Here is a 26853-nt window from a genome sequence, read left to right on the forward strand (position 1 = left end):
CCGGCTTTCCGCGCCTGCGGGCAGGATCATTGCCCGCCGGGCGCCTCCAGGATTGTTTTCAGCGAGACCTTGGCCGACCCTGGCTTAAGCGGTTTTTGCTGCGATGCGTCGGGCGCCCAGCCGGACATCCAGACAATCGAGAAACTTGCCCTCACGCGGCCGTCGGGGTCGGAAAACCGCTCGGCGTAGATTTCCGCCGCGCGGGCAAACAGCTTGCGCGAGCCCGGCCGCCGGCTGCGATCGGTGAGCGCAGAGGTTTCGCCCATGGCCCGCAGATCCGCCATCAGGTTGAACAGGCTGGCATAGCGCACCGTCACCGTCTCTACGTCGGCGACCGGCAGAGCGAGACCGGCGCGCTGCAGCAGCGCACCGGCATCGCGCACGTCGGTGAACGGGGCGACACGCGGACTGGCGCCGCCGTAAAGCTCGGTCTCGGCCGAAAGCAGGCTTTCGCGCAACTCGAAAAGCGTACCGGCGCCGGCAAAGGCGCCGAGGAAAAGACCATCCGGCCGCAACGCACGGCGGATCTGGATCAGCATGCCGGGGATGTCGTTCATGGCCTGCAGCGACAGAAGCGACACCGCCAGATCGAGGCTTTCCGCTTCGAACGGCACGGTTTCGAGCGGTGCGATCAAGCCGGCGCCGCCACCGCTCAGGAAGGCCGTGTCCGCCTCGACGCGGACAATGTCGGCGACCTTGCCGCTTTCGGCGAGCGTTTCAGCCGCCGCCGGCGTCTGGCAAAACAGCACAGCCGCCTTGCCGAACCTGCGCTCAACGGCGCCCAGCCGGTCGGCAAGGTCCTCGGCCGTGCGGCGCATGAGGAAGTCCGCACCGTCGACCGGATGGGCAAGCGCGCGCCGCTTGTGCGCCAGCCATAGAGAGGTATCCATTATCGGCTGCAACGGGCAGATCCTTTGTTTGTCCACGCTCCGGGATCGTTGATATAGTGGCGCGCAGGAGCAACCACGTGGCCGATCCGATGCCCAAGATCAAGTCCATCGCGATCACGAACCTGGCCCGGTCGGTTGTCGGCTGGCCGGCGCGTATGCTGTTTCCGCCGGTCTGCGCCGGTTGCCGCCGGCATGTCTCGCAGCCAGGCGTGCTGTGCGGCGCCTGCTGGCCGAAGCTCAGGCTGCTGGAGCGGCCATGGTGCCCGGTCATGGGCACGCCGTTCACCCACCATATGGGCGAAGGCTTTCTGTCGGCCGAGGCGATTGCCGATCCGCCGCCTTTCGAGCGGGCGCGGGCGGCGGTCGCCTATTCCGGCGTTGCCCGCCAGATGGTGCAGGGGCTGAAATACCAGGATCGCACGGATCTGGCACCCTGGATGGCGCGCTGGATGGTTCGCGCCGGTGCCGATCTCATCGCCGAGGCGGATGTGGTGGTGCCGGTGCCGCTGCACTGGCGGCGCTTTTTCAGGCGGCGCTTCAACCAATCGGCGGAACTGGCGAGGGCGGTCTCGACGCTTAGTCAACTGCCCTTCGCCCCCTCGGCGGTGCGGCGCGTGAAACTCACCCGCCAGCAGGTCGGGCTGGAGCGCGGGGAACGCGAGGAAAATGTGCGGGCTGCCTTTCGGGTACCCGCCGAGGCGGAAATCGAGATCGCCGGCCGCAGGGTGCTTTTGATCGACGATGTCTACACCACCGGCGCCACGGTGCGTTCCGCCACCAAGGCGCTGAAAAGGGGAGGTGCGGCCGCCGTCGACGTGCTGACCTTTGCCCGTGTGTTGCCGGGGGACTTCCGGGCGGACGAGTCCGCGACTATATAAGTCGGCAACGAACAGCGGAAATTCGTCATGGCCGATGTCACGATCTACACCCGCATGATGTGCGGCTATTGCACGGCAGCCAAGCGGCTGCTCGAGCGCAAGGGCGTCGCCTTTACCGAGCATGATGCCTCCTTCTCGCCGGAACTGCGCCAGGAGATGATCTCCCGGGCGCATGGCCGCACGACCTTTCCGCAGATTTTCATCGGCGATACGCATGTCGGCGGCTGTGACGACCTCCACGAGCTAGAGGCCGAAGGCCGGCTGGACAAACTGCTCGCCAACGGCGCGACGAATTGAGGGAATGACGATGGGTGTTTTCAAAGCCGCTGCGATCCAGATGCGCTCAGGTGAGAGTCCCGAGCGCAACGCCGTGGATCTCGAACGGCTGGTGCGCGAAGCAGCCAGCCTAGGTGCCACCTATATCCAGACGCCGGAAATGACCGGCGCGCTGATCCGCGACAAGGAAGCTCGCGCCGCCTCGTTTACGTCCGAAGACAAGGACATCGTCGTTTCGACCGCGCGCAGATTGGCCAGGGAACTCGGCGTCTTCCTGCATATCGGCTCGACCGCCATCCTGCGGGCCGACGGCAAGCTCGCCAACCGGGCGCTGCTGTTTGGCCCGGATGGTGCTGCGCTCGCCACCTACGACAAGATCCACATGTTCGATGTCGACCTCGACAATGGTGAGAGCTGGCGTGAATCCGCTGCCTACGAACCGGGCACCGAGGCCGTCGTCACCGAGATCGAGGGTGCAAAGCTCGGCTTCGCCGTTTGCTACGATTTGCGCTTTCCGCAATTGTTCCGCGCCGAGGCACTGGCCGGCGCCGATCTGCTTTCCGTACCTGCCGCCTTCACCCGTCAGACCGGCGAGGCGCACTGGCACGTGCTGCTCAGGGCCCGCGCCATCGAGAATGGCGCCTATGTCATCGCCGCCGCGCAGGGCGGCCTGCATGAGGATGGCCGCGAGACCTACGGTCATTCGCTGATCGTCGATCCGTGGGGCCGTATCATCGCGGAAGCCGCGCATGACGAGCCTGATGTGATCGTCGCCGAGATCGACCCGGCGCAGTCGCTTGCCGCGCGCAAGAAGATCCCCAACCTCAGGAATGCACGGGATTTCGCCGTCAATGCCGGTTCGGGCGAGGCGCCGCGGCTCAGGGGTGCAGCCTCTTGATCCGCTTTGCCCTGATCTGCGAGCACGAGCACGAATTCGAAGGCTGGTTCCGCAGCAACGACGATTTCGACACCCAGAAGAAGCGCGGCTTTGTCGATTGCCCCACCTGCGGATCGCACAAGGTGCAGAAGGCGCTGATGGCGCCGGCCGTCTCCACGGCGCGCAAACAGGAAACAATAGCGCTGGCCATGGGCGAGGCGCAGAAGCAGGCTTTGGCACAGCTCAAGGCAATGGCCGAGAAGGTGCGCGAGAACGCCGACTATGTCGGCGACAAGTTCGCCGAGGAAGCGCGAAAGATCCATTTCGGCGAGAGCGACCCGCGCGGCATCTATGGCGAGGCGACGCTGGACGAGGCCAAGAGCCTGGCCGAGGACGGCGTCGAGTTCATGCCGATCCCGGTGTTCCCGGACGATCGCAACTGAGTCTTTCGACGCCAGCGGGACAGCGCCCCCCTTTGTCCTGCCGGACATCTCCCCCACGGGGGAGATCGGACGTCACCTAGGCCTTCGCCAATCTCTGACGTGGCAGGCGCAGTGTCGAAGCTGCCAATCTCCCCCCTCGTGGGGGAGGTGTCCGGCAGGACAGAGGGGGGCGCGAAGGATCGCAACAGAAATTAGCCCACACTCCCGATCAATTTCTCAAGCAGCCGAGAGAGCGTCTCCTGTTCCGCCGGCGTCAAGCCCGAGAGAACCTCGTGTTCGTTGGCCACGTGGGCGGTAACGGCTTCATCGATCAAGGCCAGGCCCTTTTCGGTCAGCCTCACGACAATGCCGCGCCTATCGTTGGGATGCGGCCCGCGCAGGATCAATCCGGACGTTTCGAGCCGGTCTAGCCTGTTGGTCATGGCGCCGGACGTCACCATCGTCGCCTCGTAGAGAGCGGTCGGCGTCAGCGCGTAGGGAGAGCCTGAACGGCGCAGCGTTGCCAGCACGTCAAATTCCCCGGACTGCAATCCATAACGGGCAAACAACGGCGCCAGGCGCTCGCGGGCGATGAGCGAGGAGGCCTCGTTCAGCCGCCCGAGCACACCCATTGGCGAGACATCCAGATCCGGCCGCTCCCGCTTCCATTGCTCGATCGCTCTTGCTGCCCTGTCCAATTGTCTCACCATTATATATCTTGACGTTAAGAATCTCTGCATTATCTTACCGCAGCGTGCAATGCCGGCCAAGGGCCGCGCTACAGGATTCGGTCAATGAAACTTCTCTGGGATTCGGCGCTCGGCCTGCTGGTCGTCACCGGCGGCCTGCTCGGCCTGACGCTGCCGTTCGGCAAGCTCGCCACAGCTGCCGACGTGCCGGCCATGGTCTGGGCCTTCGTCATCTCGCTCGGCGCCGGCGGGGTCTTGCTGTGCGTGCTCCTGGCTCGCGGCAAGCGGGTCCGGCTCACCGCACACAAATTGCGCTATTTCTTCGTAACCGCCGCGGTGTCCTATGCTGTCCCCAACCTCCTGATGTTCTCGGCCATCCCGCATCTGGGCGCCGGCTACACCGGCATCATGTTCACCCTGTCGCCTGTCATCACACTGGTGTTCTCGATCCTGTTGCGTGTCCGGCGCCCCAACATGCTGGGCATTGTCGGCATCGCCGTCGGCTTCGTCGGCGCCGTCATGGTCGCGGTGACGCGCGGCGAGGCCGGCCAGCCGGCCGATTTGTTCTGGGTGGTGATGGGGCTGCTCATCCCGGTCAGTCTTGCCGCCGGCAACATCTACCGCACGGTCGACTGGCCGCAAGGCACCGGCCCGATCGAGCTTGCCGTCGGCAGCCATCTGGCGTCGGCGGCGATGCTGCTTGCCGGCATTCTCCTCCTGTTCGGCGGCGAGGCTTTCGCGCCACTCGGCGGCGTGCCGCTGGTGGTCATCGCGCAGGTTGCGTCGGCATCGGCGATGTTCGCCTTCTTCTTCCGGCTGCAGGCGGTTGGCGGTCCGGTCTATCTCAGCCAGATCGGTTATGTGGCGGCGGCCGTCGGCCTGTTTGCCGGAACCATCTTCCTCGGCGAGCACTATCAGCTGCTGACCTGGGCGGGCGCGGTCATCATCACCGCGGGCGTGTTCATCACCACCAGGGCACAAAGCCAGACCGGCACGAAGCTGCAAAGGCAGGCGGCGTAAGCGCTTTCGCGCCTCAGCCGGCGTCGGTTTCGTTCTCTTCGCCACCGGGTTCCGGCCTTGGGTGCCGGCGGCGATGAGTGGCCGCGGCGCGGGCCGCCTGTTCGTAGATGCCGGTCATCAGCTCCAGTGTGCGCGCCGCTTCCTCGAGCTTGGCCGCCATCTCCGGGACGCGTGTCACCGCTTCGATGAGCAGGACGGACCGGATGTCGGCATAGCGTTCGGTGACTCGAAACCCAAGCGGCGTGACCTCGTAGGTGACGCCGGCCCTGCCGCTGCCGGTTCGCTTGACCAGGCCGCCCTTGAGCAATTTGCGCAGGCTGTACTGGATGTTGGGGATGTCGTCTCTGTTGGTCATCTGCGCCAGGTCGCGGACGCTCTTTGGCCGGTCGTTCATCCTGATGATGTGAAGCAGCGCATTTTCCGGCCCGCTGGCGGAAAACTCGATCACCGTCGCCAGGCATTCCGCCTGCCAGTGGCCGAACGCCTCGTAGGAGCGCATCAGCGCATATTCGATTTCGGCGACGTCGATTTCGAGCGGCGTCCGCGCCAGATGCCAGCCGCGATCCAGCAGCTTGGCTTGTGTTTCCAATGGTTTGCGCCGGTCGTTCATCATGTCTCCCCGCCCGGCAGCATGCGCCGATCCGGCCGATTGCGTCCATATGATTTTATGATAGACTTTCTATTATAAAATATAACCTAAAAATGAGGAGAACGCGACCGATGAGCATGCTCGACAAGACCGCAGCCAACGCACAGCCCTTCTTTCTAGGGACCTTCGCTTCCAATTGTTCCGGCGGCATGACCGTCACCAAGGTTCCCGAACGATGGGTCAGTTCCTGGGACAACAATCTGCGGCTGGCGCATCTGCTCGACGACGCCGGTATCGATTTCATGCTGCCGATCGCCCGCTGGATCGGCTATGGGGGCGAGACCAATTTCCACGGCAACGTGCTGGAGACGATCACCTGGGCCGCAGGGCTCCTGGCGCTCACCCGCAACATCACGGTTTTCGCCACCACCCACACGGCGGCCAATCACCCTGTCGTCGTCGCCAAGCAATTGGCGACGATCGACCAGATCAGCCGCGGCCGTATCGGCCTCAACATCGTCGCCGGCTGGAACAAGCCGGAATATGAAGCGCTCGGGCTGACGCTGCCCGACGATCACATCACACGCTACGGCTACGCACAGGAATGGTTCGACATCGTCAGGGCGCTTTGGGATCGCACCGAGGCGTTCGACTGGGACGGCACCTATTTCAAGCTGAAGAACGTGCTTGGCGATCCGCGGCCGTCGGCGCGCCTGCCGATCCTCAACGCCGCCGGCTCGGAAGAAGGGCGCAAATTCGCTGTCCGCAATGCGGACTTCCTGTTCACGCCGGCAATCGATCTGTCACGCTCCAGGGACGAGATCGCCGCGCTGAAGCAACAGGCGGTCGCCGCCGGCAGCACTGTCGACGTGCTGACCTTTGCCCATGTCGTCTGCCGGCCGACCGAGAAGGAAGCGAAGGATTATCTCGAGCATTTCGCCCGCGCCAATGCCGACTGGGCAGCCGTCGACAATCTGGTGAAGCTGCAATTTGCGCATGCGCAGTCGTTCCCGCATGACCTCCTGGCGCTCATCCGCGATCGGATGGCGGCGGGCCATGGCGGCTTCCCGCTCACCGGCACGGCCGAACAGGTCGCTGATGGGATCACCGCCTTGCACGAGGCCGGATTTCGCGGCTCGACGCTGTCCTTCGTCGACTATGTCGAGGAATTCCCGTATTTTCGCGACACCGTCCTGCCTATCCTCGAACAGCGGGGCATCCGTATCGCAGCGGCCGCCATGCAGTCGGCGGCCTAGGAGCAACCCCCATGACCGAACCAACGACTTCGGAGGCAAATCCTGTCGGTGTCGCGGATTTTCGGGCCGCGATGCGGCTGATCGTCGGCAATGTCAGCGTCATCACCGCTGGCACCGGCGAGGATCGCTCCGGCCTGGTGGTCATTTCGGTCGTCTCGCTGTCGGCCGAGCCGCCCAAGGTGATCGCCTGCATCAACAGGTCGTCGTCGACCTGGCCGGTGATCGAACGCTACCGGCATTTCGGCGTCAATTCGCTTGGGCCCCAGCATCAGCGCGTGGCCGAGCGGTTCTCCGGCTTTGGCGGCATCAAGGGCAAGGACCGCTATGAGGGCGCCGAATGGACGACGCTCAAGACCGGAGCTTTACTGCTTTCGGACGCGGTGGCCGCGTTCGACTGCAGCCTCGACGAGATGATCGATCGCGGCACGCATTCCATCGTCATCGGCTCGGTCGAGACCGTGCGCACCCACGATGCCGGCCAGGCGCTGATCTACTGGCGCGGCGGCTACAGGCCGCTGAAATCTGAATAAGGCCAGAATTCAGAATAAGATCAGACCGAGCCTTTTTCCGCCAGGACCATGTAGTTGACGTCCATGTCCTTCGACCGCGCCCAGCGGTCGGCCAGCGGGTTGTAGGTGACGCCGGTGCGGTCGATGATGGTCAGGCCGGCGCCGCCCAGCGCCTTTTCGAGCTCTTCCGGGCGCACCAGCTTGCCGAACTGATGGGTGCCGCGCGGTAGCCAGCGCAGCACATATTCGGCGCCGATGATGGCTAAGCCCAGCGCCTTCAGCGTGCGGTTGATGGTGGCCACGAACATGATGCCGCCGGGCCGCACCATCTCGCCGCATTTGGCGACGAACAGGTCGATGTCGGCGACATGCTCGACCACTTCCATGTTGAGGATGACGTCGAATTTCTCGCCGGCGTCGGCAAGGTCCTCGGCCGTCGTGGCGCGATAGTCGACGCTGACATTGCCCTCGGCGGCGTGCAGCTTGGCCACTTCGATGTTGGTTTCGGAGGCATCCGCGCCCACGACTTCGGCGCCAAGCCGCGCCATCGGCTCGCACAGAAGTCCGCCGCCGCAGCCGATGTCGAGGATGCGCAGGCCCTCGAAAGGCCTTGCAGCGCGTGGGTCACGGCCGAAGCGCGTCGCTATCTGGTCGCGGATATAGGCCAGCCGGACCGGATTGAATTTGTGCAGGGGACGGAACTTGCCGTTCGGGTTCCACCATTCGGCGGCAAGGGCGGAAAAGCGTTCCACTTCTCCGGCATCGATCGTCGATCGTCGGGGCTCTGGCATGGGTTGGTCTCCTCGACACTACAGCGCCGCACGTCCTCTTGGACGCGCAAAGGACGCTGTAGCACTTTAGATTCTGCGCATGATCCTTTCCGAAATCGACTTCGATTTCGGGGTCATGCGTTAGGAAGTCGGGCGTGAGGCCGCGAATGTCAAGGCAGCAATTTTCGATGCTGCCAAGGGGCTGACAGAGTGGCCGACCTACTTCGTGCCGAGCACGTCACGCAGTTTCGCCGCCAGTTGCTCGATGGTGAAGGGCTTGGCGAGGAAATGCACGTCGTGGTCGAGCACGCCGTTGTGGACCACGGCGTTCCTGGTGAAGCCGGTGGTGAAGATCACCTTCAGTTGGGGCATGCGGGCAACGGCCTCTTCCGCCAGCTTGCGGCCGTTCATGACGGGCATGACGATGTCGGTGAACAGCAGGGCGACGTTCGGGTTCTCCGCCAGTTTCTGCAACGCTTCCTCGCCGCTCGCTGCATGAATGACGGTGTATCCGAGTTCGCGTATGGCCTCGGTCGTGGAGACCCGCACGCGGGCATCATCCTCGACGACAAGGATCGTTTCGGTGACCGGTGCGGCGGTGTTGTCGCCTCGCCCCGTGGTCATGGCCGGCTCTTCGGCGCCGAAATACCGCGGCAAGTAGATCTTGATCGTCGTGCCTTCGCCGGGTTCGGAATAGATGTTGACATGCCCACCCGACTGTTTGACGAAGCCGAACACCTGGCTCAACCCCAGGCCGGTGCCCTTGTTGACCGCCTTGGTGGTGAAGAAGGGCTCGAAGGCCTTGGCGATGACATCGGGGGTCATGCCCGAACCGGTATCGCTGACGGCGATCATCACATACTGGCCGGCCGCGACTTCGGCATGGGCGGCGGCGTAGCTGTCGTCGAGATGGCTGTTGGCGGTCTCGATGGTCAGCTTGCCATCGTCGCCCATGGCGTCGCGGGCGTTGACGGCCAGGTTGAGAACGGCGTTCTCGATCTGGCTCGGGTCGGCATGGGTTTTCCACAAGCCTCCCGCCAGCACCGTTTCGATGCGGATGGTTTCGCCGAGTGCCCGCCGGATCAGGTCGGACATCCCGGTCAGCAGACGGTTGGCGTCGACGATCTGCGGCGCCAGCGGCTGCTGACGCGAGAAGGCGAGCAGCCGGGCCGTCAGATTGGCGGCACGGGTCGCGGCATCGATCGCCGCATCGATGAATTGTGCGATGTCGTGCTCGCCGCGCGCCAGCTTGCGCTGGGCGAGGTTCATGGCGCTGATGATCACCGCCAGCATGTTGTTGAAGTCGTGGGCGATGCCACCTGTAAGCTGGCCGACAGCCTCCATCTTGTGCATCTGGCGGATCTGGGATTCGGCCTTTTCACGTGTCTCGATCTCATTGCCCAGCGCCACGTTCTTGCGCACCAACTCATCCTGGGCAACGGCAACCTCGCGGAAGCGGCGGCGCGATTCCCTGATCGCGTAGCCGGCAAGCAGGAAGATCGCCAGCAGCGCCGCCAGCGAACCGATGCGTAGCCAGGCCTCGACCTGGTCGGTATGCGCGTCGCGCGCGGCGATGGCTGCGGCACTGATGCGTCGGACCGTATCCATGCTGGTCCGGATTTCGTCCATGACGGCCTTGCCCTGGCCGCTGCGAACCAGATCCAGGGCATTCGTCGCATTGCCCTGGTCGTACAGGGCAATCGTCTCGGCCAGTTCAGCCTGCTTTTGCGAAAGCGCGTCCTTGATATGGTTGATCGGCTGGACGAGCTGGTCGTCGGGGGCGGTCAAGCTGTCGATGCGGGCAAGTTGGCCCGGAATGGCGCGGATAGCGCTCCGATAGGGTTCGAGATAGGATTTCTCGCCGGTCAGCAGGTAGCCACGCTGGCCGTTCTCGGCTTCCTGCGCCAGAGAAAGCAGACCCGAAAGCAATTGCTGATATTCGATTGCCTCGCGCGCGGCGGCGCGGTTGGCCCGTTGTTCCTCGACCAGCATGGCGCGGCTGCCGACAATCAGCACCAGCACGGCGAAGCCGGCGACAAGCGGGAGCGATTGCCATCGCATGGCACGTCGAAGACGAGCAATCATCATCTGTTATGCCGAACCAAAAGAATTCCCCGCAGGCTGCATTTCGTAGGCGGCGGCGGCGCGGAAGGCAATATGCCGGGTTCTGGAGCCGGCAATCGGCCGCCAGCCTTGCGAAACCTTCATCATTTGGCTAAGGAGGCCGCGCATTCAGCGGCCGGCGTCAGCCGGCCTTCCGCTTTTCGGGATTCCGGCTTTTGGCCGGGATCCGGCTTCAGGCAAAGGCATTTCGCTCCCATGGCGCGCATCGTGATGAAATTCGGCGGAACCTCGGTCGCCGACATCGCCCGCATCCGCAACGTGGCGCGTCACGTCAAACGCGAGGTCGACGCCGGCCATGAGGTGGCGGTGGTCGTTTCGGCGATGGCCGGGAAAACCAATGAACTGGTCGGGTGGACGCGTGAGGCCTCGCCGATGCATGACGCACGCGAATATGACGCGGTCGTCGCTTCCGGCGAGCAGGTCACGGCCGGCCTTCTGGCCATCACCTTGCAGAACATGGGCGTGCATGCCCGCTCCTGGCAGGGCTGGCAGATCCCGATCAAGACCGACAATGCGCATGGAGCGGCGCGCATCCTCGACATCGACGGCGCGTTCCTGATCAAGCGCTTCGGCGAGGGCCAGGTGGCGGTGATCGCCGGGTTCCAGGGCATCGGCCCGGACAATCGTATCGCCACGCTCGGCCGCGGCGGCTCCGACACCAGTGCCGTCGCCATCGCCGCGGCGGTCAAGGCTGATCGCTGCGACATCTACACCGACGTCGACGGGGTCTACACCACCGATCCGCGCATCGAGCCCAAGGCGCGGCGGCTGGCCAAGATATCGTTCGAGGAAATGCTTGAAATGGCTTCGCTCGGCGCCAAGGTTCTGCAGGTGCGTTCGGTCGAGCTTGCCATGGTGCACAGGGTGCGTACCTTCGTGCGGTCGTCCTTCGACGATCCCGACGCGCCCGGAATGGGGGATTTGCTCAATCCGCCCGGAACGCTCATTTGCGACGAGGAAGAGATCGTGGAACAGCAGGTCGTCACCGGAATTGCCTACGCCAAGGATGAAGCGCAGATTTCGCTGCGCCGGGTCGGCGACCGGCCGGGCGTTGCCGCCGGCATCTTCGGGCCGCTGGCCGAGGCCAACATCAATGTCGACATGATCGTCCAGAACATTTCCGAGGACGGCAAGTTCACCGACATGACCTTCACCGTGCCGTCGGGCGATGTCGACAAGGCGCTGGCCGTGCTTGAACGCCTCAAGGCTTCGATCGGCTACGATGTCGTGCAGTCGGAAGCCGGCATGTCGAAGGTTTCGGTCATCGGCATCGGCATGAGGAGCCATGCCGGCGTCGCCGCCACCGCTTTCAAGGCGCTGGCCGACAAATCGATCAACATCCGCGCCATCACGACCTCCGAGATCAAGATTTCGATCCTGATCGACGGTCCGTATACGGAACTTGCGGTTCGTACTTTGCATTCCGTCTACGGTCTGGATAAGCAGTAGCGAGAACGATTTGAGTTGTTGCGTGTGCGCCGGTCGCGGTGGAAACTGCGGCGGGCAGAATGCCCATTGGAGAAGAAGCCGCGATGCGTGATCAGGCCAGTGGCCCGCGCGTTTTGCTCAAACGGCTCCGCGAGCTCATGCAGGAGCCGCTGGAGCCGCAGGAGCGGCTTGACCGGATTGTGCGCGACATCGCCTCCAACATGGTCGCGGAAGTCTGCTCGCTCTATGTGCTGCGCGCCGATTCGGTGCTCGAACTCTACGCCACCGAAGGTTTGAACCCGAACGCCGTCCATTTGGCGCAGTTGCGGCTGGGCCAAGGCCTGGTCGGCACGATCGCAGCCAGCGCGCGGCCGCTCAACCTGTCCAATGCGCAGGAACACCCTGCCTTCGCCTATCTGCCTGAGACCGGGGAAGAGATCTACAACTCGTTTCTCGGCGTGCCGGTGCTGCGGGCAGGGCGCACGCTGGGCGTGCTTGTGGTGCAGAACAAGACCATGCGCCATTACCGCGACGACGAGGTCGAGGCGCTGGAAACCACGGCAATGGTAATCGCCGAGATGATCGCCACCGGCGATCTGGCGCGGCTGACCCGGCCCGGCCTCGAACTCGATCTGCGCCGCCCTGTCAGCTTCACCGGCCTGTCCTTCAATGAAGGCGTCGGGCTCGGCCACGTCGTGCTGCACGAGCCGCGCATCGTCGTCACCAATCTGTTCAACGAAGACAGCGAGGAAGAGGTCCGCCGGCTCGAAACCTCACTCAGCTCGCTCAGGCTGTCCATCGACGACATGCTGGAACGCCGCGACGTCGCCTTCGAAGGCGAGCATCGCCAGGTGCTGGAAGCCTATCGCATGTTCGCCAACGATCGCGGCTGGGTGCGGCGGCTGGAAGAGGCCATCCGCAACGGCCTGACGGCCGAAGCGGCGGTGGAAAAGGTGCAGAGCGACATGCGCGCCCGCATGCTGCACATGACCGATCCCTATCTGCGCGAGCGGATGAGCGATTTCGACGACCTCGCCAACCGCCTGCTGCGTCAGCTGATGGGGCGCGGGCCGGAAGATGTCGCCGCATCGCTGCCGAAGGATGCCATCATCGTTGCCCGTTCGATGGGGGCTGCCGAGCTGCTCGATTACCCCCGCGACAAGATGCGCGGGCTGGTGCTCGAGGATGGTGCCGCCACCAGCCACGTCGTCATCGTCGCACGCGCCATGGGCATCCCCGTCGCCGGCCAGATGAAGGGCGCCGTTTCCATGGCGGAAAACGGCGATGCCATCATTGTCGACGGCGAAGAGGGCGTGATCCATTTGCGGCCGCAGCCTGACCTCGAAGCCGCTTATGCCGAAAAAGTGCGCTTCAGGGCGCGCCGGCAGGAGGTCTACCGCGAACTGCGCAAGAAGCCGTCGACGACCAGGGACGGTGTCCAGGTCGACCTGTTGATGAATGCCGGTCTCGCCGTCGACCTGCCGCAGCTTGCCGAAGCGGGTGCGGCCGGTATCGGCCTGTTCCGCACCGAACTTCAATTCATGGTCGCCTCGACATTTCCCCGGGCCGAAGCCCAGGAAAAGCTGTACCGCGACGTGCTCGAAGCGGCGCGCGGCAAGCCGGTCACCTTCCGCACCATCGACATTGGCGGCGACAAGGTGCTGCCCTATTTCAAGGGTGCGATCCAGGAAGAGAACCCGGCGCTTGGCTGGCGGGCGATTCGCCTGACGCTTGACCGGCCGGGGTTGTTGCGCACCCAGATCCGCGCTTTGCTCAAGGCCAGCGGCGGCCGCGAATTGAAGCTGATGCTGCCGATGGTGACCGAGCTGGGCGAGATCGCCCAGGCACGCGAGATCATCGACCGCGAGGTGCGGCATTTGTCGCGCTTTGCCCATCATTTGCCGACCAGCCTGAAGCTGGGCGCGATGTTGGAAGTTCCGTCGCTATTGTTCCAGCTCGATGAATTGATGAAGGCGGTCGATTTCGTCTCGGTCGGTTCGAACGACCTGTTCCAGTTCGTCATGGCCGTCGACCGTGGCAACACGCAATTGGCAAACCGCTTCGACACGCTGTCGGCGCCGTTCCTGCGTGTGCTCAAGCAGATCGCCGATGCCGGCGTCCGCAACAATACGCCGGTGACGCTGTGCGGCGAACTCGCCGGCAAGCCGATCTCGGCGATGGCGCTGATCGGCCTCGGTTTCCGTTCGATCTCGATGTCGCCGGCCTCGATCGGTCCGGTCAAGGCGATGCTGACGGAACTGCCGCTGGACGAGTTGAAGGCGTTTTTCGACGACAATCTGATGGCTCCGGCACAGGGCTTGCCGATGCGGGCGCTGCTGCAGGCCTTTGCCGACGACCGTTCGATCCCATTGTAGCAGCCTCATCATGGTCAATTTGCCCCGCGATCGTATGGATCAAGTCGTCAAGCGTTTCGAGATGCTCGAAGCGCAGATGTCGGCTGGTCCGGCGCCGGATGCCTATGTGCGCATGGCGTCCGAATATGCCGAAATCCAGGATATGGTGGCCAAGGTCAGGGCATTGCGCCTGGCCGAGCGTGAACAGGCCGATCTGGAAGCCATGCTTGCCGACAAGGGCACCGATGCCGAGATGCGGGCGCTCGCCGAGGCCGAGTTGCCGGAGATCGAGGAGCGCATCGAGGCATTGCAGAAGGATATCCAGATCCTGCTGTTGCCCAGGGATGCCGCCGACGACAAGAACGCCATTCTCGAAATCCGCGCCGGCACCGGCGGTGACGAGGCCGCGCTGTTCGCCGGCGACCTGTTTCGCATGTATGAGCGCTACGCCGCCGAACGCGGCTGGCGTTTCGAAACCGCCTCGGCCAGCGATGGCGACGCCGGCGGCTTCAAGGAAATCATCGCCACCGTGTCGGGCAAGGGCGTCTTTGCGCATCTGAAATTCGAATCGGGCGTTCATCGGGTGCAGCGCGTGCCGGCGACCGAGGCGAGCGGGCGCATCCACACCTCGGCCGCAACCGTCGCGGTGCTGCCCGAAGCCGAAGAGGTCGACATCGACATCAGGGCCGAAGACATCCGCATCGACACGATGCGCGCCTCGGGTTCGGGCGGCCAGCATGTCAACACCACCGATTCGGCCGTCCGCATCACCCATCTGCCGACCGGCATCATGGTCGTGCAGGCGGAGAAATCGCAGCATCAGAATCGCGCCAAAGCCATGCAGATCCTGCGTGCCCGGCTCTATGATCTGGAGCGCGGCAAGGCCGACGAGGAGCGTTCCGAATCGCGCAAGTCGCAGGTCGGCTCCGGCGATCGCTCCGAGCGCATCCGCACCTATAATTTCCCGCAAGGCCGCGTCACCGACCATCGCATCAATTTGACGCTCTACAAGCTCGACCGGGTGATGATGGGCGAACTCGACGAGATCATCAACGCGCTGATTGCCGATCACCAGTCGAAATTGCTCGCCGACATCGGCATCGATGACTGACCTGCCCGACGCACTCGGCCCGCTGCTCCGGGAAGCGCGGGCCCGGCTTGGCACCACTGTCGACGACCCGGCGCTCGATGCGCGGCTGATCGTCGAGCATTTTTCGGGCACGACGCGCACGCAAGCCATTGCGGACCCTGAACGCAGGCTCGGCGCCGGCATTGTTGCCGAAATCGATGCCGCCCTGAGACGCCGCGCTGGCGGCGAACCGGTGCATCGCATCCTCGGCTATCGTGAATTCTACGGTTTGCGCCTGTCGCTGTCGCCGGAAACGCTGGAGCCGCGGCCGGATACCGAAACGCTGGTCGAGGCGATATTGCCCTTCGTCAAGGCAGTTGCGGCGCGGGAAGGCGGGTGCCGCATCCTCGATCTTGGCACTGGCACCGGCGCCATTGCGCTGGCGCTGCTCAGCGTCGTACCGACGGCTAGCGCAACCGGCGTCGATCTGTCCGCAGGTGCGCTGGCGACGGCGGCCAGTAATGCCGGGAAACTGGGTCTTGCAGACCGGTTCACGGCGCTGCAGTCGGACTGGTTCGAAAAAGTTTTCGGCCGGTACCATGTAATCGCCGCAAACCCTCCCTATATAACCACCGAAGACATTGGAAATCTGCAGGACGAAGTCCGCAATTTCGACCCGCGCCTGGCCCTGGATGGCGGCGCGGACGGTCTGAACCCCTACAGAACCATCGCTGCGGAAGCGGCAAGGTTTTTGGAAACTGAAGGCAGGATTGCGGTCGAGATCGGCCATACGCAACGCAACGAGGTCTGCGAGATATTCGCTGCAGCCGGCTACGTGTCGGGCGGTGCTTTTCGTGACCTCGGCGGAAACGACAGGGTTATTGTCTTTGAAAGGATAAAGCCTTGACGCAGTGCAAAAAAGCGCTTGGCAATGCCGGGGAATGCGGCTAGGGTCGCCTTAACCGGATGAGACGAAGCAGGCAGTGCTCTTAGCGATTCGGTTTTCCTTGGAAATAGCTGCCTTCTTGCGCAAACGATGCCCAAGCTTCGTGCGGGAATCGTCCGGCAAGTGATGTAACCGGAACAGGATGGCACGTGGCGCCAACGCAATCGATGCGGGCGAACGCCGGTGAAGAGACGAAACGGCTGGCTGCATGAGCGCCTCCGTTCGTGAAGAGTTTTTCGAAAATTTCAAAATGAAGAGAGTTTGATGAGGCCACAACAGCAGAACAGGCGCATGCGCGGTCGCAATAATAATGGCGGCGGCGGTGGTAACAATAACAACAACAATAACAACAACAACCGCAAGGGGCCTAATCCCCTGACGCGCAACTACGAGAGCAATGGCCCGGATGTGAAGATCCGCGGTTCGGCTCAGCAGATCGCCGAAAAGTACGCCACCCTTGCCCGCGATTCTCACAGCTCCGGCGACCGGGTCATGGCGGAGAACTATCTCCAGCACGCCGAGCATTACAATCGCATCATCGCGGCCGCACAGGCGCAGATGCCGATCCAGAACGCGCAGCAGAATCGCGATGATTTCGACGATGACGGCGACGAGGACCGCGACGATTTCGACAATGGCGGCAACAACAGCAACACTGTTTCCGATGCCCAGATCCCGGTGATCAACCATGGCGCCGGCCCGCAGCCGGTCATCGAAGGGACGCCGGCCGAGGTTGCGCTCAACCGGGAAGGTGGCCGCGAGGCCCGTGATAATAATGGCGGGCGCAACAATGGTGGCCGCGACAACAATGGCGGGCGCCATCGCGATCGTCGCCCCAATGGCGGTTATGGCCAGAACGGCCAGCGCGACTTTGGTTCGTCTGTGGAGCAAGGTGGTCAGCCGCAGGGCAACGAGACCCCGGTTCAGGGCGAAGCCGTTTCGCCGACTGAATCCGTTGCTGCGGCCGAACCGGCTCCGTCGTTCGAGAATCTTTCGCCGGCAGGCCTTGCGGCCCAGGCCGAACTCAACGAGGCGGCCGCCGAAAGCGGTGCTGCCCGTCGTCCGAGGCGGCCGCGCCGCCCGCGCGTCAACGCCGATCAGGTTGATGGCGGTAGTGACAATGCCAATTCCGTGGCCAACGCCGGCGAGGCGGCTGCGGCCCCGGTCGACAGCGGCAACGCCCAACCGGTCAATGTCGATATCGACAACTGATCGAACGGCATTTCAAGGCATTGAACGGCGGAGAGAGATCTCCGCCGTTTTCGTTTGCGCGGCCGTGCAATATTATGAAGTTGCCGATATCGAGACGTCTTGAGGGTTCAGGGCACGTGCACCATATCAGCCTCAACTGGACCCGGCTCGAATGGGCGGGTCCGTCACCGCAATCGGATCCGGTGCCGCAAAGCGGGCCGGTGATGGAAGGAGACAGATATGAACCTTGAGAAATACTCAGAACGCGTGCGCGGCTTTATCCAGTCCGCGCAGACTATGGCGCTTTCCCGCAACCACCAGCAATTCACCCCTGAACATATCCTGAAAGTGCTCGTCGACGACGATGAGGGCCTGGCCGCGTCGCTGATCGAACGCGCCGGCGGCAACGTTCGCGACGTCAAGCTTGGCGTCGAGACGGCGCTCGAAGCGATGCCCAAGGTCGAGGGCGGCAATGGCCAGCTCTATCTGGCCCAGCCGCTGGCAAAAGTGTTTTCGACCGCCGAGGAACTGGCCAAGAAAGCCGGCGACAGCTTTGTCACGGTGGAGCGGCTCTTGCAGGCGCTGGCCATGGAGAAGTCGGCCAAGACCGCCGACATACTGGCCAAGGCCGGCGTCACCGCACAGGCGCTCAACCAGGTCATCAATGACGTCCGCAAGGGCCGCACCGCCGATTCGGCGAGTGCCGAACAGGGCTACGACGCGCTGAAGAAATACGCGCGCGACCTGACCGCGGATGCTCGTGCCGGCAAGCTGGACCCCGTTATCGGCCGTGACGACGAGATCCGCCGCACCATTCAGGTGCTGTCGCGCCGCACCAAGAACAATCCGGTGCTGATCGGCGAACCGGGCGTCGGCAAGACGGCGATCGCCGAAGGCCTGGCGCTGCGCATCGTCAATGGCGACGTGCCGGAATCGCTGAAGGACAAGCAATTGATGGCGCTCGACATGGGCGCGCTGATTGCCGGCGCCAAATATCGCGGCGAGTTCGAGGAGCGGCTGAAGGCCGTGCTCTCCGAAGTCACCTCGGCCAGCGGCAACATCATCCTGTTCATCGATGAGATGCACACGCTGGTCGGCGCCGGCAAGGCGGATGGCGCCATGGATGCGTCGAACCTGTTGAAGCCGGCTTTGGCGCGCGGCGAGCTGCACTGCGTCGGCGCCACCACGCTCGATGAGTATCGCAAGCATGTCGAGAAGGATGCAGCCCTTGCCCGCCGCTTCCAGCCGGTGTTCGTCGACGAGCCGACGGTGGAAGACACCGTCTCGATCCTGCGCGGCCTGAAGGAGAAGTACGAGCAGCACCACAAGGTGCGCATTTCGGATTCGGCGCTGGTGGCGGCGGCGACGCTGTCCAACCGCTACATCGCCGACCGCTTCCTGCCGGACAAGGCGATCGACCTGGTCGACGAAGCCGCATCGCGGCTGCGCATGCAGGTCGATTCCAAGCCCGAGGCGCTGGACGAGATCGATCGCCGCATCATGCAGCTCAAGATCGAACGCGAGGCGCTGAAGGTCGAGACGGACGATGCTTCGAAGGACCGGCTCGCCCGCCTGGAAAAGGAACTCGTCGGCCTCGAGGAGGAATCGACCGAGATCACCGCCAAATGGCAGGCCGAGAAGCAGAAGCTCGGGCTGGCCGCCGATCTGAAGAAGCAGCTTGACGAGGCGCGCAACGACCTTGCCATTGCCCAGCGCAAGGGTGAATTCCAGCGCGCTGGCGAGCTTGCCTATGGTAAGATCCCGGAACTGGAAAAGAAGCTGAAGGAGGCCGAAACCCAGGACGGCAAGGCCGGCATGGTCGAAGAGGTGGTCACGCCGGATCATGTCGCCCATATCGTCTCGCGCTGGACCGGCATTCCGGTCGACAAGATGCTGCAGGGCGAGCGCGACAAGCTGCTGCGCATGGAAGATGAGATCGGCAAGCGCGTCGTTGGCCAGGGCGAGGCGGTGCAAGCTGTTTCCAAAGCGGTGCGGCGCGCCCGTGCGGGCCTGCAGGATCCGAACCGGCCGATCGGCTCGTTCATGTTCCTCGGGCCGACGGGCGTCGGCAAGACCGAGTTGACCAAGGCGCTGGCGAGCTTCCTGTTCGACGACGACAGCGCGATGGTGCGCATCGACATGTCGGAGTTCATGGAAAAGCACTCGGTCGCCCGGCTGATCGGTGCGCCTCCCGGCTATGTCGGCTATGAGGAAGGCGGCGCGTTGACCGAAGCGGTGCGGCGCCGGCCCTATCAGGTCGTGCTGTTCGACGAAATCGAGAAGGCGCATCCCGATGTGTTCAACGTGCTGTTGCAGGTGCTCGATGACGGCCGCCTGACCGACGGGCAGGGCCGCACAGTCGACTTCCGCAACACGCTGATCATCATGACGTCGAATCTCGGCGCCGAATATCTCGTCAATCTCACCGAGGATCAGGATGTCGATCTGGTTCGCGACGAGGTGATGGGTGTCGTCAGGGCGTCGTTCCGGCCGGAGTTCCTCAATCGCGTCGACGAGGTGATCCTGTTCCACCGGCTGCGCCGGCAGGATATGGGCCGCATCGTCGAGATCCAGCTCAAGCGGCTGGAGAGCCTGCTTGTCGACCGCAAGATCACGCTGTCGCTGGACCAGGAGGCGATCGACTGGCTGGCGGCCAAGGGCTACGATCCGGCCTATGGCGCGCGGCCGCTGAAGCGGGTGATGCAGAAGGAATTGCAGGACCCGCTGGCGGAGAAGATCCTGCTCGGCGACATCCTCGACGGCTCGACCGTCAAGGTGACAGCCGGTTCCGACCGGCTGAACTTCCGCTCGAAGCCGGCGATCGTCGCGGCGGAAGTGGCAGCCTGATCCTACGCCGCGCGTCCTTCCCGGACGCGCGGCGTTTTAGGTCTTTGTCATATGCATGTCGTTTTCCCAAAACCGGGGCCACTTTTGGGCGACGTGCGCAAAAAAAGGGGGCGGGATGACGCTGGACGACTACAACGGCTTCTGCGCCTCGCTGCCCGCGACGAGTCACGTTGTCCAATGGGGCGGCGCCCATGTCTGGAAGGTCGGAAACAAGGTCTTCGCGGTTGGCGGCTGGGATCAGGGCCAGCAGCTCTTCGTCACCTTCAAATGTTCCGATATCGCCTATGATGTGCTCAGGGAGCAGCCGGGCCTGCGGCCCGCGCCCTATCTTGCCTCGCGCGGTATGACATGGATCCAGCGTCGGACAAGCCAGAGCATGGATGATGCCGCGCTGAAGGATTATCTGCGCGAGAGCCATCGCCTTGTAGCCCTGAAACTGACCAGACAAGCGCGCAAGGAATTGGGACTTGCCGCAAGCTAGTCTATATTCATCGAGGCGCTGGAAAACCGCCATCTTCATGCCCGGTTCATGTTGGAACCATATGGTGGGTAACTGGTTTGCTGACGAGGGGCTTCGCCAGAGAACAATGCCGGGCGGCGGCAATTACGGACCGGAGAGTTTCGCCACTATGCTGCGTACGATCTTCACCCTTTCGGTACTTGCCGGCGGGCTTTTGTCTGCCAATGCAATCGCAGCCCCGACGCAGGACAGCGCACCACCGATTGTCCGTGCCGCCGATACCGGTGGCATCCTTGTCGCCCAGGACGGCAATCTCGACATCTACTACGACGCCAGGGGCAACCGCGTGATCGTCGATGCCGATACCGGCAAGGTCATCGCCATCCAGCCGCCGCAGACCCGGCTGGACCGCCGCGCCTTGCGCCGTGAGACACGACTGCGCGAACTGGGCCGCGCCCCAGAGGGCGACGACCGTTACTATCTCGACGATCCGGAAGACATGGCGCGGTTCCGCCGCCAGCAGTTGGAAGAGGAAGGCCGCGTTATCCCGCCGCCGGCGGACGAGTACGATCCCTATGGGGACAATGCCGTCGAAGCCTATCCGCCGGCACCGCAGGACGATGGCAGCTACGATGACAATTATCCCGACGCGCCGCAGCCGGCGAAGCCGGGCACCATCAAGCGCCAGCCGCTGAACGAAGCCTCGATAGACCCTGCCCCGCCGGCGACGTCAGCCGATCAGGCGGCACTGCCGCCAAAGGCTGGGGGCAAGACCACTGTTGCCCCGGCACTTTCGCTGGGAGCGCGCCAGGATGTCGCCGCCCTTCAGGTGCTGCTAGACCGGGGTGGCGCTTCGCCTGGCGTCATCGACGGGCGTTTCGGTTCGAATGTCGACAAGGCGCTCGCTGCCTACAACCAGATCACCGGCGCCAATCTGCGATCGACCGACGCGGTCGCCATCCAGGCGGCACTTGCGCAATCCGGCGGCGATGCCTTCGCCAACTACACGATCACAGCGGAGGATGCGGCCGGTCCCTATGTCGCGTCGATCCCGGAAGACTATAGCCAGAAGGCGCAACTCGATCGCATGGGCTATACGTCGGTGACTGAGGCGCTCGCAGAGCGCTTCCACATGGATGAGAATTATCTCAAAGCGCTCAACCCGGACCTCGATTTCAATCGTCCCGGCACGACCATCAAGGTCGCCAATTTCGGCAAACTGGTTTCGACGCCGGTGGCCCGCATCGTCGCCGACAAGGACAAGAAAGAGGTTTTCGCCTATGATGCCGGCGGCAGGCTGGTCGCGGCCTATCCCGCAACCATCGGCTCATCGGACACGCCGTCACCGTCCGGCATTCACACGGTGTCGCGCGTCGCGCTCGATCCGAACTACACCTACAATCCCAGCATCAATTTCAAGCAGGGCCAGAACGACAAAGTCCTGACCATTCCGCCGGGCCCGAACGGTCCCGTCGGCTCGGTCTGGATCGCCCTGGACAAGCCGACCTATGGCATCCACGGCACGCCGGATCCGTCGAAGATCGGCAAGACCGAAAGCCATGGCTGCGTACGCCTGACCAACTGGGATGCGCGGGAGTTGGCCAAGCTGGTTTCGCCGGGTGTCACGGTGGAGTTTGTCGGCGGACCTTCAGCCGATAACCTTGCGCAGCAGTGAACTGTGACGTGCGGCGGCATAGACCAGCTGCATGATCAGGATGAAGCCGAGCTCTCAAGTGGTCGCCTCATCGAGATCCCCGCCGGCTGCACGTAACCGGGCTGGCATGACTGTGCCATTTGCACCCTGACAGGGTGCAACCCTGGCCAAACGGCTGGTTTCAATGACTGCAAGCCACTGGCCGGTTGTTGCCGATGCGCTAGGGGTTTAAGCAAGGTTTCATGCATTCACCGAGCAAAGCTGCCGCGGTCCCGCTGACCAGCCCGGTCACGCATGGAACGTTTTGTCCGCAGCCGCAGCGGCGATTTGTGCTGATCGCGGCAATTCTGGCCTCGGCGCTTGGCTTCATAGACGGCTCGATCCTGGCCATCGCCACACCGGCGATTCGCGTCAACCTCGGCGCCAGCCTTGCCGAGGCGCAGTGGATTTCCAATGCCTATGCATTGACGCTGTCGGCGCTGATCCTGGCCGGGGGTGCCGCCGGCGACCGATTCGGTCTGCGCCGCGCCTTCGTGTCCGGCATTGCGCTGTTCATCGTCGCTTCGCTGGCCTGTGCGCTGGCGCCGAATGCCATTGTGCTGATCGCATTTCGCGCGTTGCAGGGCATCGGTGCGGCAATCATGGTGCCCGGCAGCCTCGCCATCATCGCCAAGGCCTACCCGAAGAAAGAACGCGGCCGCGCGATTGGGATCTGGGCGGCGGCTTCAGCGCTGACCACGGCACTTGGCCCGGTGTTCGGCGGTTTCGTGCTGTCGGCCTTCGGCGACGGCATCTGGCGGGCGATCTTCGCCATCAACCTGCCGCTGGGCTTGATCTCGATCTGGCTTCTGCTGGCCAAGGTTCCTGCCGATACGCCGACGGAGAAACGCAGCCTGGATCTCGGTGGTGCAGCGCTCGCGACATTGGCCTTCGGCGCGCTTGCCTATGGGCTGACCTCGATGAGCGCCAGCGGCGAGGGCCTCATGGCAGGGCCGAGCATTGCCGCAGGCGTCGTACTGCTGGCTGTCTTCATCGTTTTCGAGCTTCGGCAGCGCGAGCCGATGATCGACCTCAACCTGTTTCGCGTCGGTGCTTTCGCCGGCGCCAATGTGGCGACATTCTTCCTCTATTTTGCGCTATCGGCCAACCTTTTCTATCTGCCGATGCTGCTGATCGCCGGCTGGGATCTGAGCACGGCCGAAGTCGGCTTCATCTTCCTGCCCTTGTCGGCATTGATCGCGCTTTTGTCGGGACCGGTCGGCAAGCTGTCGGACCGGATCGGACCCCGTTTTCCGATCGCCTGCGGCAGCTTGGTCGTGGCTTTCGCGTTTGCCGGGCTGGCCTTGCTCACCTACGCCGGTATCCACAATTTCTGGATCGGAATATTCCCGCTGATGGGGCTGATGGGGCTCGGCATGGCTCTGGTCGTGTCGCCTTTGTCGACCGCGATCATGACGGCGGTGGAAGACAAGGACACGGGGGCCGCCTCCGGCATCAACAATGCCGTCTCACGCATCGGCGGTCTGATCGCGGTGGCGGCGATGGGCTCGCTTGCCGCATGGGTTTACGCGAATGCGCTGGACGCGAGCGCAACGTCCGCCATCCCAGGATTTGGTGAACCGGCGCCAGCCGGGCTTGCGCCGGCCATCGATGCGGCGAGGCTCGCCGCCAGCGATGCCGCTTTTGCCGCGGTTTCTTCGGTGACCGCGCTGCTTTGCCTGACTGCGGCTGTCATCGCCTGGACGACCATTCCCGGTGAGCGATTGCCATGGCCGCGACAGGCCGAAGATCGGCAAGGCTGAAGCGGGTCAACCGTCGATCTTGGCGCTCGCAACCTTCAGCGAATCGCTGTCTTCCTGCTTCAGCAGTTCGTCGATGCGCTCGCGCTCGCGCTTGAAGGCGACGAGGTCATCGCCCTTCAGCACCTTGCCGACCGGCAGGCGGACACGCATCGGATCAACCTTGGTGCCGTTGACGATCAGCTCGTAGTGAAGATGCGGGCCGGTGGCGAGGCCGGTCTGGCCGAGGAAGCCGATGGTCTGGCCTTGGCGGACGTGCACGCCCGGTTCGATGCCTTTGGCAAAGGCGCTCTGGTGATTGTATGATGTCTCATAGCCATTGGCATGGCGGATGATGATCTGCTTGCCGTAGCCGCCGGCCCAGCCGACCTTCTCGACCGTGCCGTTGCCGGCGGCGATGATCGGCGTGCCGATCGGCGCGGACCAATCGACGCCGGTGTGCATGCGGACATAGCCGAGGATCGGATGCCTGCGGGCGCCGAAACCGGAGCGGAATTTCCCGGCGGGCAGGGGATTGCGCAACAGGAACTGCTCGGCGCTCGAGCCGTCCTCATCAAAATAATCGGTGCCGCCGTCCTGCATCTGGAAGCGGTAGAAGTTGCGGGTCTGGCCGCCGAACGTCGCCGAGACGTAAAGAAGCTCGGAGCTGTCCGAGGTCTGGTCGTCACCGTCGGGCTGCGAGAACAGGACTTCGATGCGGTCGGCGGGGCTGAGGCGGGATTGGAAGTCGACGTCGGACGCCAGCAACTTGATCAACCGCTGCGTCATCGCCTTGGACATGCCGTAGGAATAGGCGGCGCGGTAGATGCCGTCATAGACGTTGGGCAGGTTGCCGCGCACCACCACGGGCGCCGACGAATCATCGAAGGCCGTCAGCAATTCGGGGTTCGGATCCGGTTCCTGCGCCGGCACATACTGGCCGCGATCGTTGAGCGCGATGGTGACGATGTGCTGGGTCCGGTCATAGACGCTGGTGCGCACGACCTTGGCGGCATCGCCGTGAACCTCGAGGCCGACACGCAGCACGGTTCCAGCTTTGAGCGCTGTTGCGTTGAGCAACTTGGCGATAGCTTCGGCCATTCCGGTGGCATCTTCACCCGTGTAGCCCGAATTGGCAAAAGCCTCGGTGACGTCGAGATCCTTGGTGAAGGGGATGATTTCCTCGGCGAAAGCCGGCGCCTGGTCGTCAACAGTGGCACGGGGCGCCACCGAGACATTTTCCGGCACGATCTTGACGTCGTAGGAGCCCGCCATGCTCTCGGCAAAAGCTTCGCCGAATCGCTGCGGGTCGACATAGTGAAGTGAAGCGACCTGCACGGCGCCGTCGCTGAGGTCGGTGCCGGCTTCGCGCACCACTTTTTCCACCTCGTCGGCGGAGAGGTCGCTCTTTTCGTCGAAGGAAGCTGTTTCGATCGGAAAATCGACGGTCTTCAGGCTCATCTCGCTTTCGACCTTGGCGCCGTAGATCTGGCCGGAAGCGGCAGAGGCCGTCGCCGGCTGGGCATTGTCGTCGCTGTCGTCGCCGAACACCTGCATCGGGTCGAAGGGTGGGTAGGCGCGGCTGGTGGTGTGGCCGGCGGCAAGGGCCATCTTGATCTGGACGAAAGGCATGGTGTGGATGACGTCGCGGTCGCCGACCTTGGTGACCATCGACACTTCCATGCGGCGACGGTCCTTGGCCTTTGCGATCTGACGCGGCGCCACCAGCCTGGTGGTCTTGGCGACTTCGCCGGAATCCCCGTTGCCGGCAAGGCTGATCAACTCGGCGATCTCGGGTGGGGTGGCCAGTTGCTGGCGGCCGTCAAGGGCGGCGAACAGCGCCACGCCCATCAGCACGCTTGAGGTGACGCCAGTGAGAAATGTTCCCGACAGCCAGCGTGCAGAAACCTCGCGCCGGTCGGGCGGGCCGCTGCGGCCATCCGCGATAAGCGGCGGCTCGTTGCCGAGTTCGGCTATGACATCTTCCGTGTCTGGCATCCAGAAAGGCTGCTTCTTCCCCGGGCGGAACGGCTTGTCGCTTTTGTTGTGGCCGTGACATTTGCCTGTCATGGCAGGTGAAGTCAACGAAGCGCCAGGCTCCGAACGAATTGCCCCCAAGCACTTCTCTTATAGAGCGCTCTACCAGGCGGGGCGGTGTACCTTCTCTGCAAGGCCCATCGCACACTCCTATATAGAGGGCTCGTAAGACAGGCGCTGCTCCGTCGGCGGAGCCCACTTTCGTTGGCTTTGGTGTCGAACGGCAATGCGGCGGCAATAGGGCTCCTTCCCTGCCGTCCAATCGGTATTGCCAGCGTTCCCCCAGGGCAGTCGGCTATCGGCAGATCGGGTCCGAAATTTCTGTCGCAAAAACTTCAAAAACATTGTCGATGTGTGTTGACAGTTGTCGTTGGTGGCGACTATATACGCCTCACGAACGAGGGCGGCTCGCCGCTGGCGACGAAGAAGTTTGCTTCTAAGCCTGCCCTTAGCGAAATTCAAGAGAGCCGCGTAAGCGACACTCGGACGGCCCCGGAGCCAAAAGCGAAGCGGGCCACGACATTGCGTTTGCGGTGTCTGTTCTTTGAAAATTGAATAATGAAGAAAGAGAAACGTGGGCGGCAGAGTCCTGCTGAACCTCTTATCCCGCCAGGGGTATGAGGTTCGAACGAGACTTTGGCGGACACGTTTTGAGAGAATAAAGTCTACCAAGACACGCGAGTGTCTAGGTGTGAATGTTCTCGTCAATTCAAAGCGTGACCAGATAAAAGCCAATCAAAGTTTCAAAACTTGAGAGTTTGATCCTGGCTCAGAACGAACGCTGGCGGC

The 26853-nt window shown here is 63.4% G+C and carries 22 protein-coding genes and 1 rRNA gene (1 of these 23 running past the window's edge); 17 read left to right on the plus strand and 6 right to left on the minus strand.

The annotated features are described in order from the left end of the window. Positions 1–26: 26 nt before the first annotated feature. A complete protein-coding gene (locus tag NP945_RS00905) occupies positions 27–902 on the minus strand; it encodes a class I SAM-dependent methyltransferase (protein WP_127322227.1) in 876 nt (291 codons plus the stop codon). A 65-nt stretch (positions 903–967) separates the two neighbouring features. Here NP945_RS00905 and NP945_RS00910 point away from each other — a divergent pair, with 65 nt between their 5' ends. Genes NP945_RS00910 through NP945_RS00925 form a run of 4 tightly spaced genes read left to right on the plus strand, consistent with a single transcriptional unit; the run spans position 968 to position 3364 of the window. Continuing rightward, a complete protein-coding gene (locus NP945_RS00910) occupies positions 968–1768 on the plus strand; it encodes a ComF family protein (RefSeq protein ID WP_127271367.1) in 801 nt (266 codons plus the stop codon). 27 nt (positions 1769–1795) lie between these two features. Next, entirely contained in the window at positions 1796–2065 is a 270-nt protein-coding gene (grxC, locus tag NP945_RS00915; protein ID WP_127271365.1) for a glutaredoxin 3, read from the plus strand. A gap of 10 nt (positions 2066–2075) precedes the next feature. Beyond that, a complete protein-coding gene (locus tag NP945_RS00920) occupies positions 2076–2942 on the plus strand; it encodes a carbon-nitrogen hydrolase family protein (protein ID WP_127271363.1) in 867 nt (288 codons plus the stop codon). Then, positions 2939–3364 carry a DUF1178 family protein gene (locus NP945_RS00925; protein WP_023811158.1) on the plus strand — a complete coding sequence of 142 codons (426 nt, stop codon included), beginning with the start codon at positions 2939–2941 and terminating at the stop codon, positions 3362–3364. Before NP945_RS00920 ends, NP945_RS00925 begins: the two co-directional genes overlap by 4 nt. Before the next feature lie 191 nt (positions 3365–3555). Here the strand turns inward: NP945_RS00925 and NP945_RS00930 are convergent, their stop codons facing one another. Then, complete coding sequence (locus NP945_RS00930) at positions 3556–4041, minus strand: MarR family winged helix-turn-helix transcriptional regulator (RefSeq protein WP_127411935.1); 486 nt, start codon at positions 4039–4041, stop codon at positions 3556–3558. 96 nt (positions 4042–4137) lie between these two features. On the opposite strand from NP945_RS00930, the gene NP945_RS00935 reads away from it, so the two are divergent. After that, positions 4138–5052: a DMT family transporter gene (locus NP945_RS00935; RefSeq protein WP_256745337.1), complete on the plus strand. Its 915-nt coding sequence runs from the start codon at positions 4138–4140 to the stop codon at positions 5050–5052. Between the two features lie 13 nt (positions 5053–5065). On the opposite strand, the gene NP945_RS00940 is transcribed toward NP945_RS00935, so the two are convergent. Beyond that, positions 5066–5662 carry a winged helix DNA-binding protein gene (locus tag NP945_RS00940; RefSeq protein WP_127271360.1) on the minus strand — a complete coding sequence of 199 codons (597 nt, stop codon included), beginning with the start codon at positions 5660–5662 and terminating at the stop codon, positions 5066–5068. Positions 5663–5772: 110 nt separating this feature from the next. On the opposite strand from NP945_RS00940, the gene NP945_RS00945 reads away from it, so the two are divergent. Beyond that, on the plus strand, positions 5773–6897 hold the full coding sequence (locus tag NP945_RS00945; RefSeq protein ID WP_127271358.1) for an LLM class flavin-dependent oxidoreductase: 1125 nt from the start codon (positions 5773–5775) through the stop codon (positions 6895–6897). Positions 6898–6908: 11 nt separating this feature from the next. Continuing rightward, complete coding sequence (locus tag NP945_RS00950; RefSeq protein WP_256745338.1) at positions 6909–7427, plus strand: flavin reductase family protein; 519 nt, start codon at positions 6909–6911, stop codon at positions 7425–7427. Between the two features lie 20 nt (positions 7428–7447). Here the strand turns inward: NP945_RS00950 and ubiG are convergent, their stop codons facing one another. Both ubiG and NP945_RS00960 read right to left on the minus strand, forming a co-directional pair. Then, positions 7448–8197 carry a bifunctional 2-polyprenyl-6-hydroxyphenol methylase/3-demethylubiquinol 3-O-methyltransferase UbiG gene (ubiG, locus tag NP945_RS00955; protein WP_023811162.1) on the minus strand — a complete coding sequence of 250 codons (750 nt, stop codon included), beginning with the start codon at positions 8195–8197 and terminating at the stop codon, positions 7448–7450. A 198-nt stretch (positions 8198–8395) separates the two neighbouring features. Beyond that, positions 8396–10237 (minus strand): CHASE3 domain-containing protein, encoded by a 1842-nt coding sequence (locus tag NP945_RS00960; protein WP_256745339.1) that lies wholly within the window; start codon positions 10235–10237, stop codon positions 8396–8398. A 258-nt stretch (positions 10238–10495) separates the two neighbouring features. On the opposite strand from NP945_RS00960, the gene NP945_RS00965 reads away from it, so the two are divergent. The 9 genes from NP945_RS00965 (at position 10496) to NP945_RS01005 (ending at position 24051) form a co-directional block, all read left to right on the plus strand. After that, positions 10496–11749 carry an aspartate kinase gene (locus tag NP945_RS00965; RefSeq protein WP_013529459.1) on the plus strand — a complete coding sequence of 418 codons (1254 nt, stop codon included), beginning with the start codon at positions 10496–10498 and terminating at the stop codon, positions 11747–11749. An 83-nt stretch (positions 11750–11832) separates the two neighbouring features. Beyond that, positions 11833–14103 (plus strand): phosphoenolpyruvate--protein phosphotransferase, encoded by a 2271-nt coding sequence (ptsP, locus tag NP945_RS00970; protein ID WP_027038177.1) that lies wholly within the window; start codon positions 11833–11835, stop codon positions 14101–14103. A 10-nt stretch (positions 14104–14113) separates the two neighbouring features. Then, entirely contained in the window at positions 14114–15193 is a 1080-nt protein-coding gene (gene prfA, locus NP945_RS00975) for a peptide chain release factor 1 (protein ID WP_127266723.1), read from the plus strand. Further along, on the plus strand, positions 15186–16058 hold the full coding sequence (gene prmC, locus NP945_RS00980; RefSeq protein ID WP_256745340.1) for a peptide chain release factor N(5)-glutamine methyltransferase: 873 nt from the start codon (positions 15186–15188) through the stop codon (positions 16056–16058). Before prfA ends, prmC begins: the two co-directional genes overlap by 8 nt. A gap of 303 nt (positions 16059–16361) precedes the next feature. Then, positions 16362–17309, plus strand: coding sequence for a DUF4167 domain-containing protein (locus NP945_RS00985; RefSeq protein ID WP_256745341.1), 948 nt, complete (start codon positions 16362–16364; stop codon positions 17307–17309). A gap of 219 nt (positions 17310–17528) precedes the next feature. Then, positions 17529–20135, plus strand: coding sequence for an ATP-dependent chaperone ClpB (gene clpB / locus NP945_RS00990; RefSeq protein ID WP_256745342.1), 2607 nt, complete (start codon positions 17529–17531; stop codon positions 20133–20135). Positions 20136–20250: 115 nt separating this feature from the next. Then, positions 20251–20616 carry an MmcQ/YjbR family DNA-binding protein gene (locus NP945_RS00995; RefSeq protein ID WP_256745343.1) on the plus strand — a complete coding sequence of 122 codons (366 nt, stop codon included), beginning with the start codon at positions 20251–20253 and terminating at the stop codon, positions 20614–20616. A 148-nt stretch (positions 20617–20764) separates the two neighbouring features. Beyond that, positions 20765–22270 (plus strand): L,D-transpeptidase family protein, encoded by a 1506-nt coding sequence (locus tag NP945_RS01000; RefSeq protein WP_256745344.1) that lies wholly within the window; start codon positions 20765–20767, stop codon positions 22268–22270. Positions 22271–22491: 221 nt separating this feature from the next. Beyond that, entirely contained in the window at positions 22492–24051 is a 1560-nt protein-coding gene (locus tag NP945_RS01005; protein ID WP_256745345.1) for an MFS transporter, read from the plus strand. A gap of 6 nt (positions 24052–24057) precedes the next feature. Here the strand turns inward: NP945_RS01005 and NP945_RS01010 are convergent, their stop codons facing one another. Then, positions 24058–26025 (minus strand): M23 family metallopeptidase, encoded by a 1968-nt coding sequence (locus NP945_RS01010; protein WP_164748944.1) that lies wholly within the window; start codon positions 26023–26025, stop codon positions 24058–24060. 785 nt (positions 26026–26810) lie between these two features. On the opposite strand from NP945_RS01010, the gene NP945_RS01015 reads away from it, so the two are divergent. Continuing rightward, positions 26811–26853: ribosomal RNA gene (locus NP945_RS01015) — 16S ribosomal RNA — on the plus strand (it continues 1442 nt past the right edge of the window).

It is taken from the genome of Mesorhizobium sp. LMG17149 (assembly GCF_024518695.1).
GTDB lineage: Bacteria > Pseudomonadota > Alphaproteobacteria > Rhizobiales > Rhizobiaceae > Mesorhizobium.

Bases quoted from the DNA above. Each gene is read 5' to 3' on its own strand.
- grxC (WP_127271365.1), top strand. From the start codon at position 1,796: ATGGCCGATGTCACGATCTACACCCGCATGATGTGCGGCTATTGCACG.
- NP945_RS00920 (WP_127271363.1), top strand. From the start codon at position 2,076: ATGGGTGTTTTCAAAGCCGCTGCGATCCAGATGCGCTCAGGTGAGAGT.
- NP945_RS00935 (WP_256745337.1), top strand. From the start codon at position 4,138: ATGAAACTTCTCTGGGATTCGGCGCTCGGCCTGCTGGTCGTCACCGGC.
- NP945_RS00940 (WP_127271360.1), bottom strand. From the start codon at position 5,662: ATGAACGACCGGCGCAAACCATTGGAAACACAAGCCAAGCTGCTGGAT.
- NP945_RS00945 (WP_127271358.1), top strand. From the start codon at position 5,773: ATGAGCATGCTCGACAAGACCGCAGCCAACGCACAGCCCTTCTTTCTA.
- NP945_RS00950 (WP_256745338.1), top strand. From the start codon at position 6,909: ATGACCGAACCAACGACTTCGGAGGCAAATCCTGTCGGTGTCGCGGAT.
- ubiG (WP_023811162.1), bottom strand. From the start codon at position 8,197: ATGCCAGAGCCCCGACGATCGACGATCGATGCCGGAGAAGTGGAACGC.
- NP945_RS00960 (WP_256745339.1), bottom strand. From the start codon at position 10,237: ATGCGATGGCAATCGCTCCCGCTTGTCGCCGGCTTCGCCGTGCTGGTG.
- NP945_RS00965 (WP_013529459.1), top strand. From the start codon at position 10,496: ATGGCGCGCATCGTGATGAAATTCGGCGGAACCTCGGTCGCCGACATC.
- ptsP (WP_027038177.1), top strand. From the start codon at position 11,833: ATGCGTGATCAGGCCAGTGGCCCGCGCGTTTTGCTCAAACGGCTCCGC.
- prfA (WP_127266723.1), top strand. From the start codon at position 14,114: ATGGTCAATTTGCCCCGCGATCGTATGGATCAAGTCGTCAAGCGTTTC.
- prmC (WP_256745340.1), top strand. From the start codon at position 15,186: ATGACTGACCTGCCCGACGCACTCGGCCCGCTGCTCCGGGAAGCGCGG.
- NP945_RS00985 (WP_256745341.1), top strand. From the start codon at position 16,362: ATGAGGCCACAACAGCAGAACAGGCGCATGCGCGGTCGCAATAATAAT.
- clpB (WP_256745342.1), top strand. From the start codon at position 17,529: ATGAACCTTGAGAAATACTCAGAACGCGTGCGCGGCTTTATCCAGTCC.
- NP945_RS00995 (WP_256745343.1), top strand. From the start codon at position 20,251: ATGACGCTGGACGACTACAACGGCTTCTGCGCCTCGCTGCCCGCGACG.
- NP945_RS01000 (WP_256745344.1), top strand. From the start codon at position 20,765: ATGCTGCGTACGATCTTCACCCTTTCGGTACTTGCCGGCGGGCTTTTG.
- NP945_RS01005 (WP_256745345.1), top strand. From the start codon at position 22,492: ATGCATTCACCGAGCAAAGCTGCCGCGGTCCCGCTGACCAGCCCGGTC.
- NP945_RS01010 (WP_164748944.1), bottom strand. From the start codon at position 26,025: ATGCCAGACACGGAAGATGTCATAGCCGAACTCGGCAACGAGCCGCCG.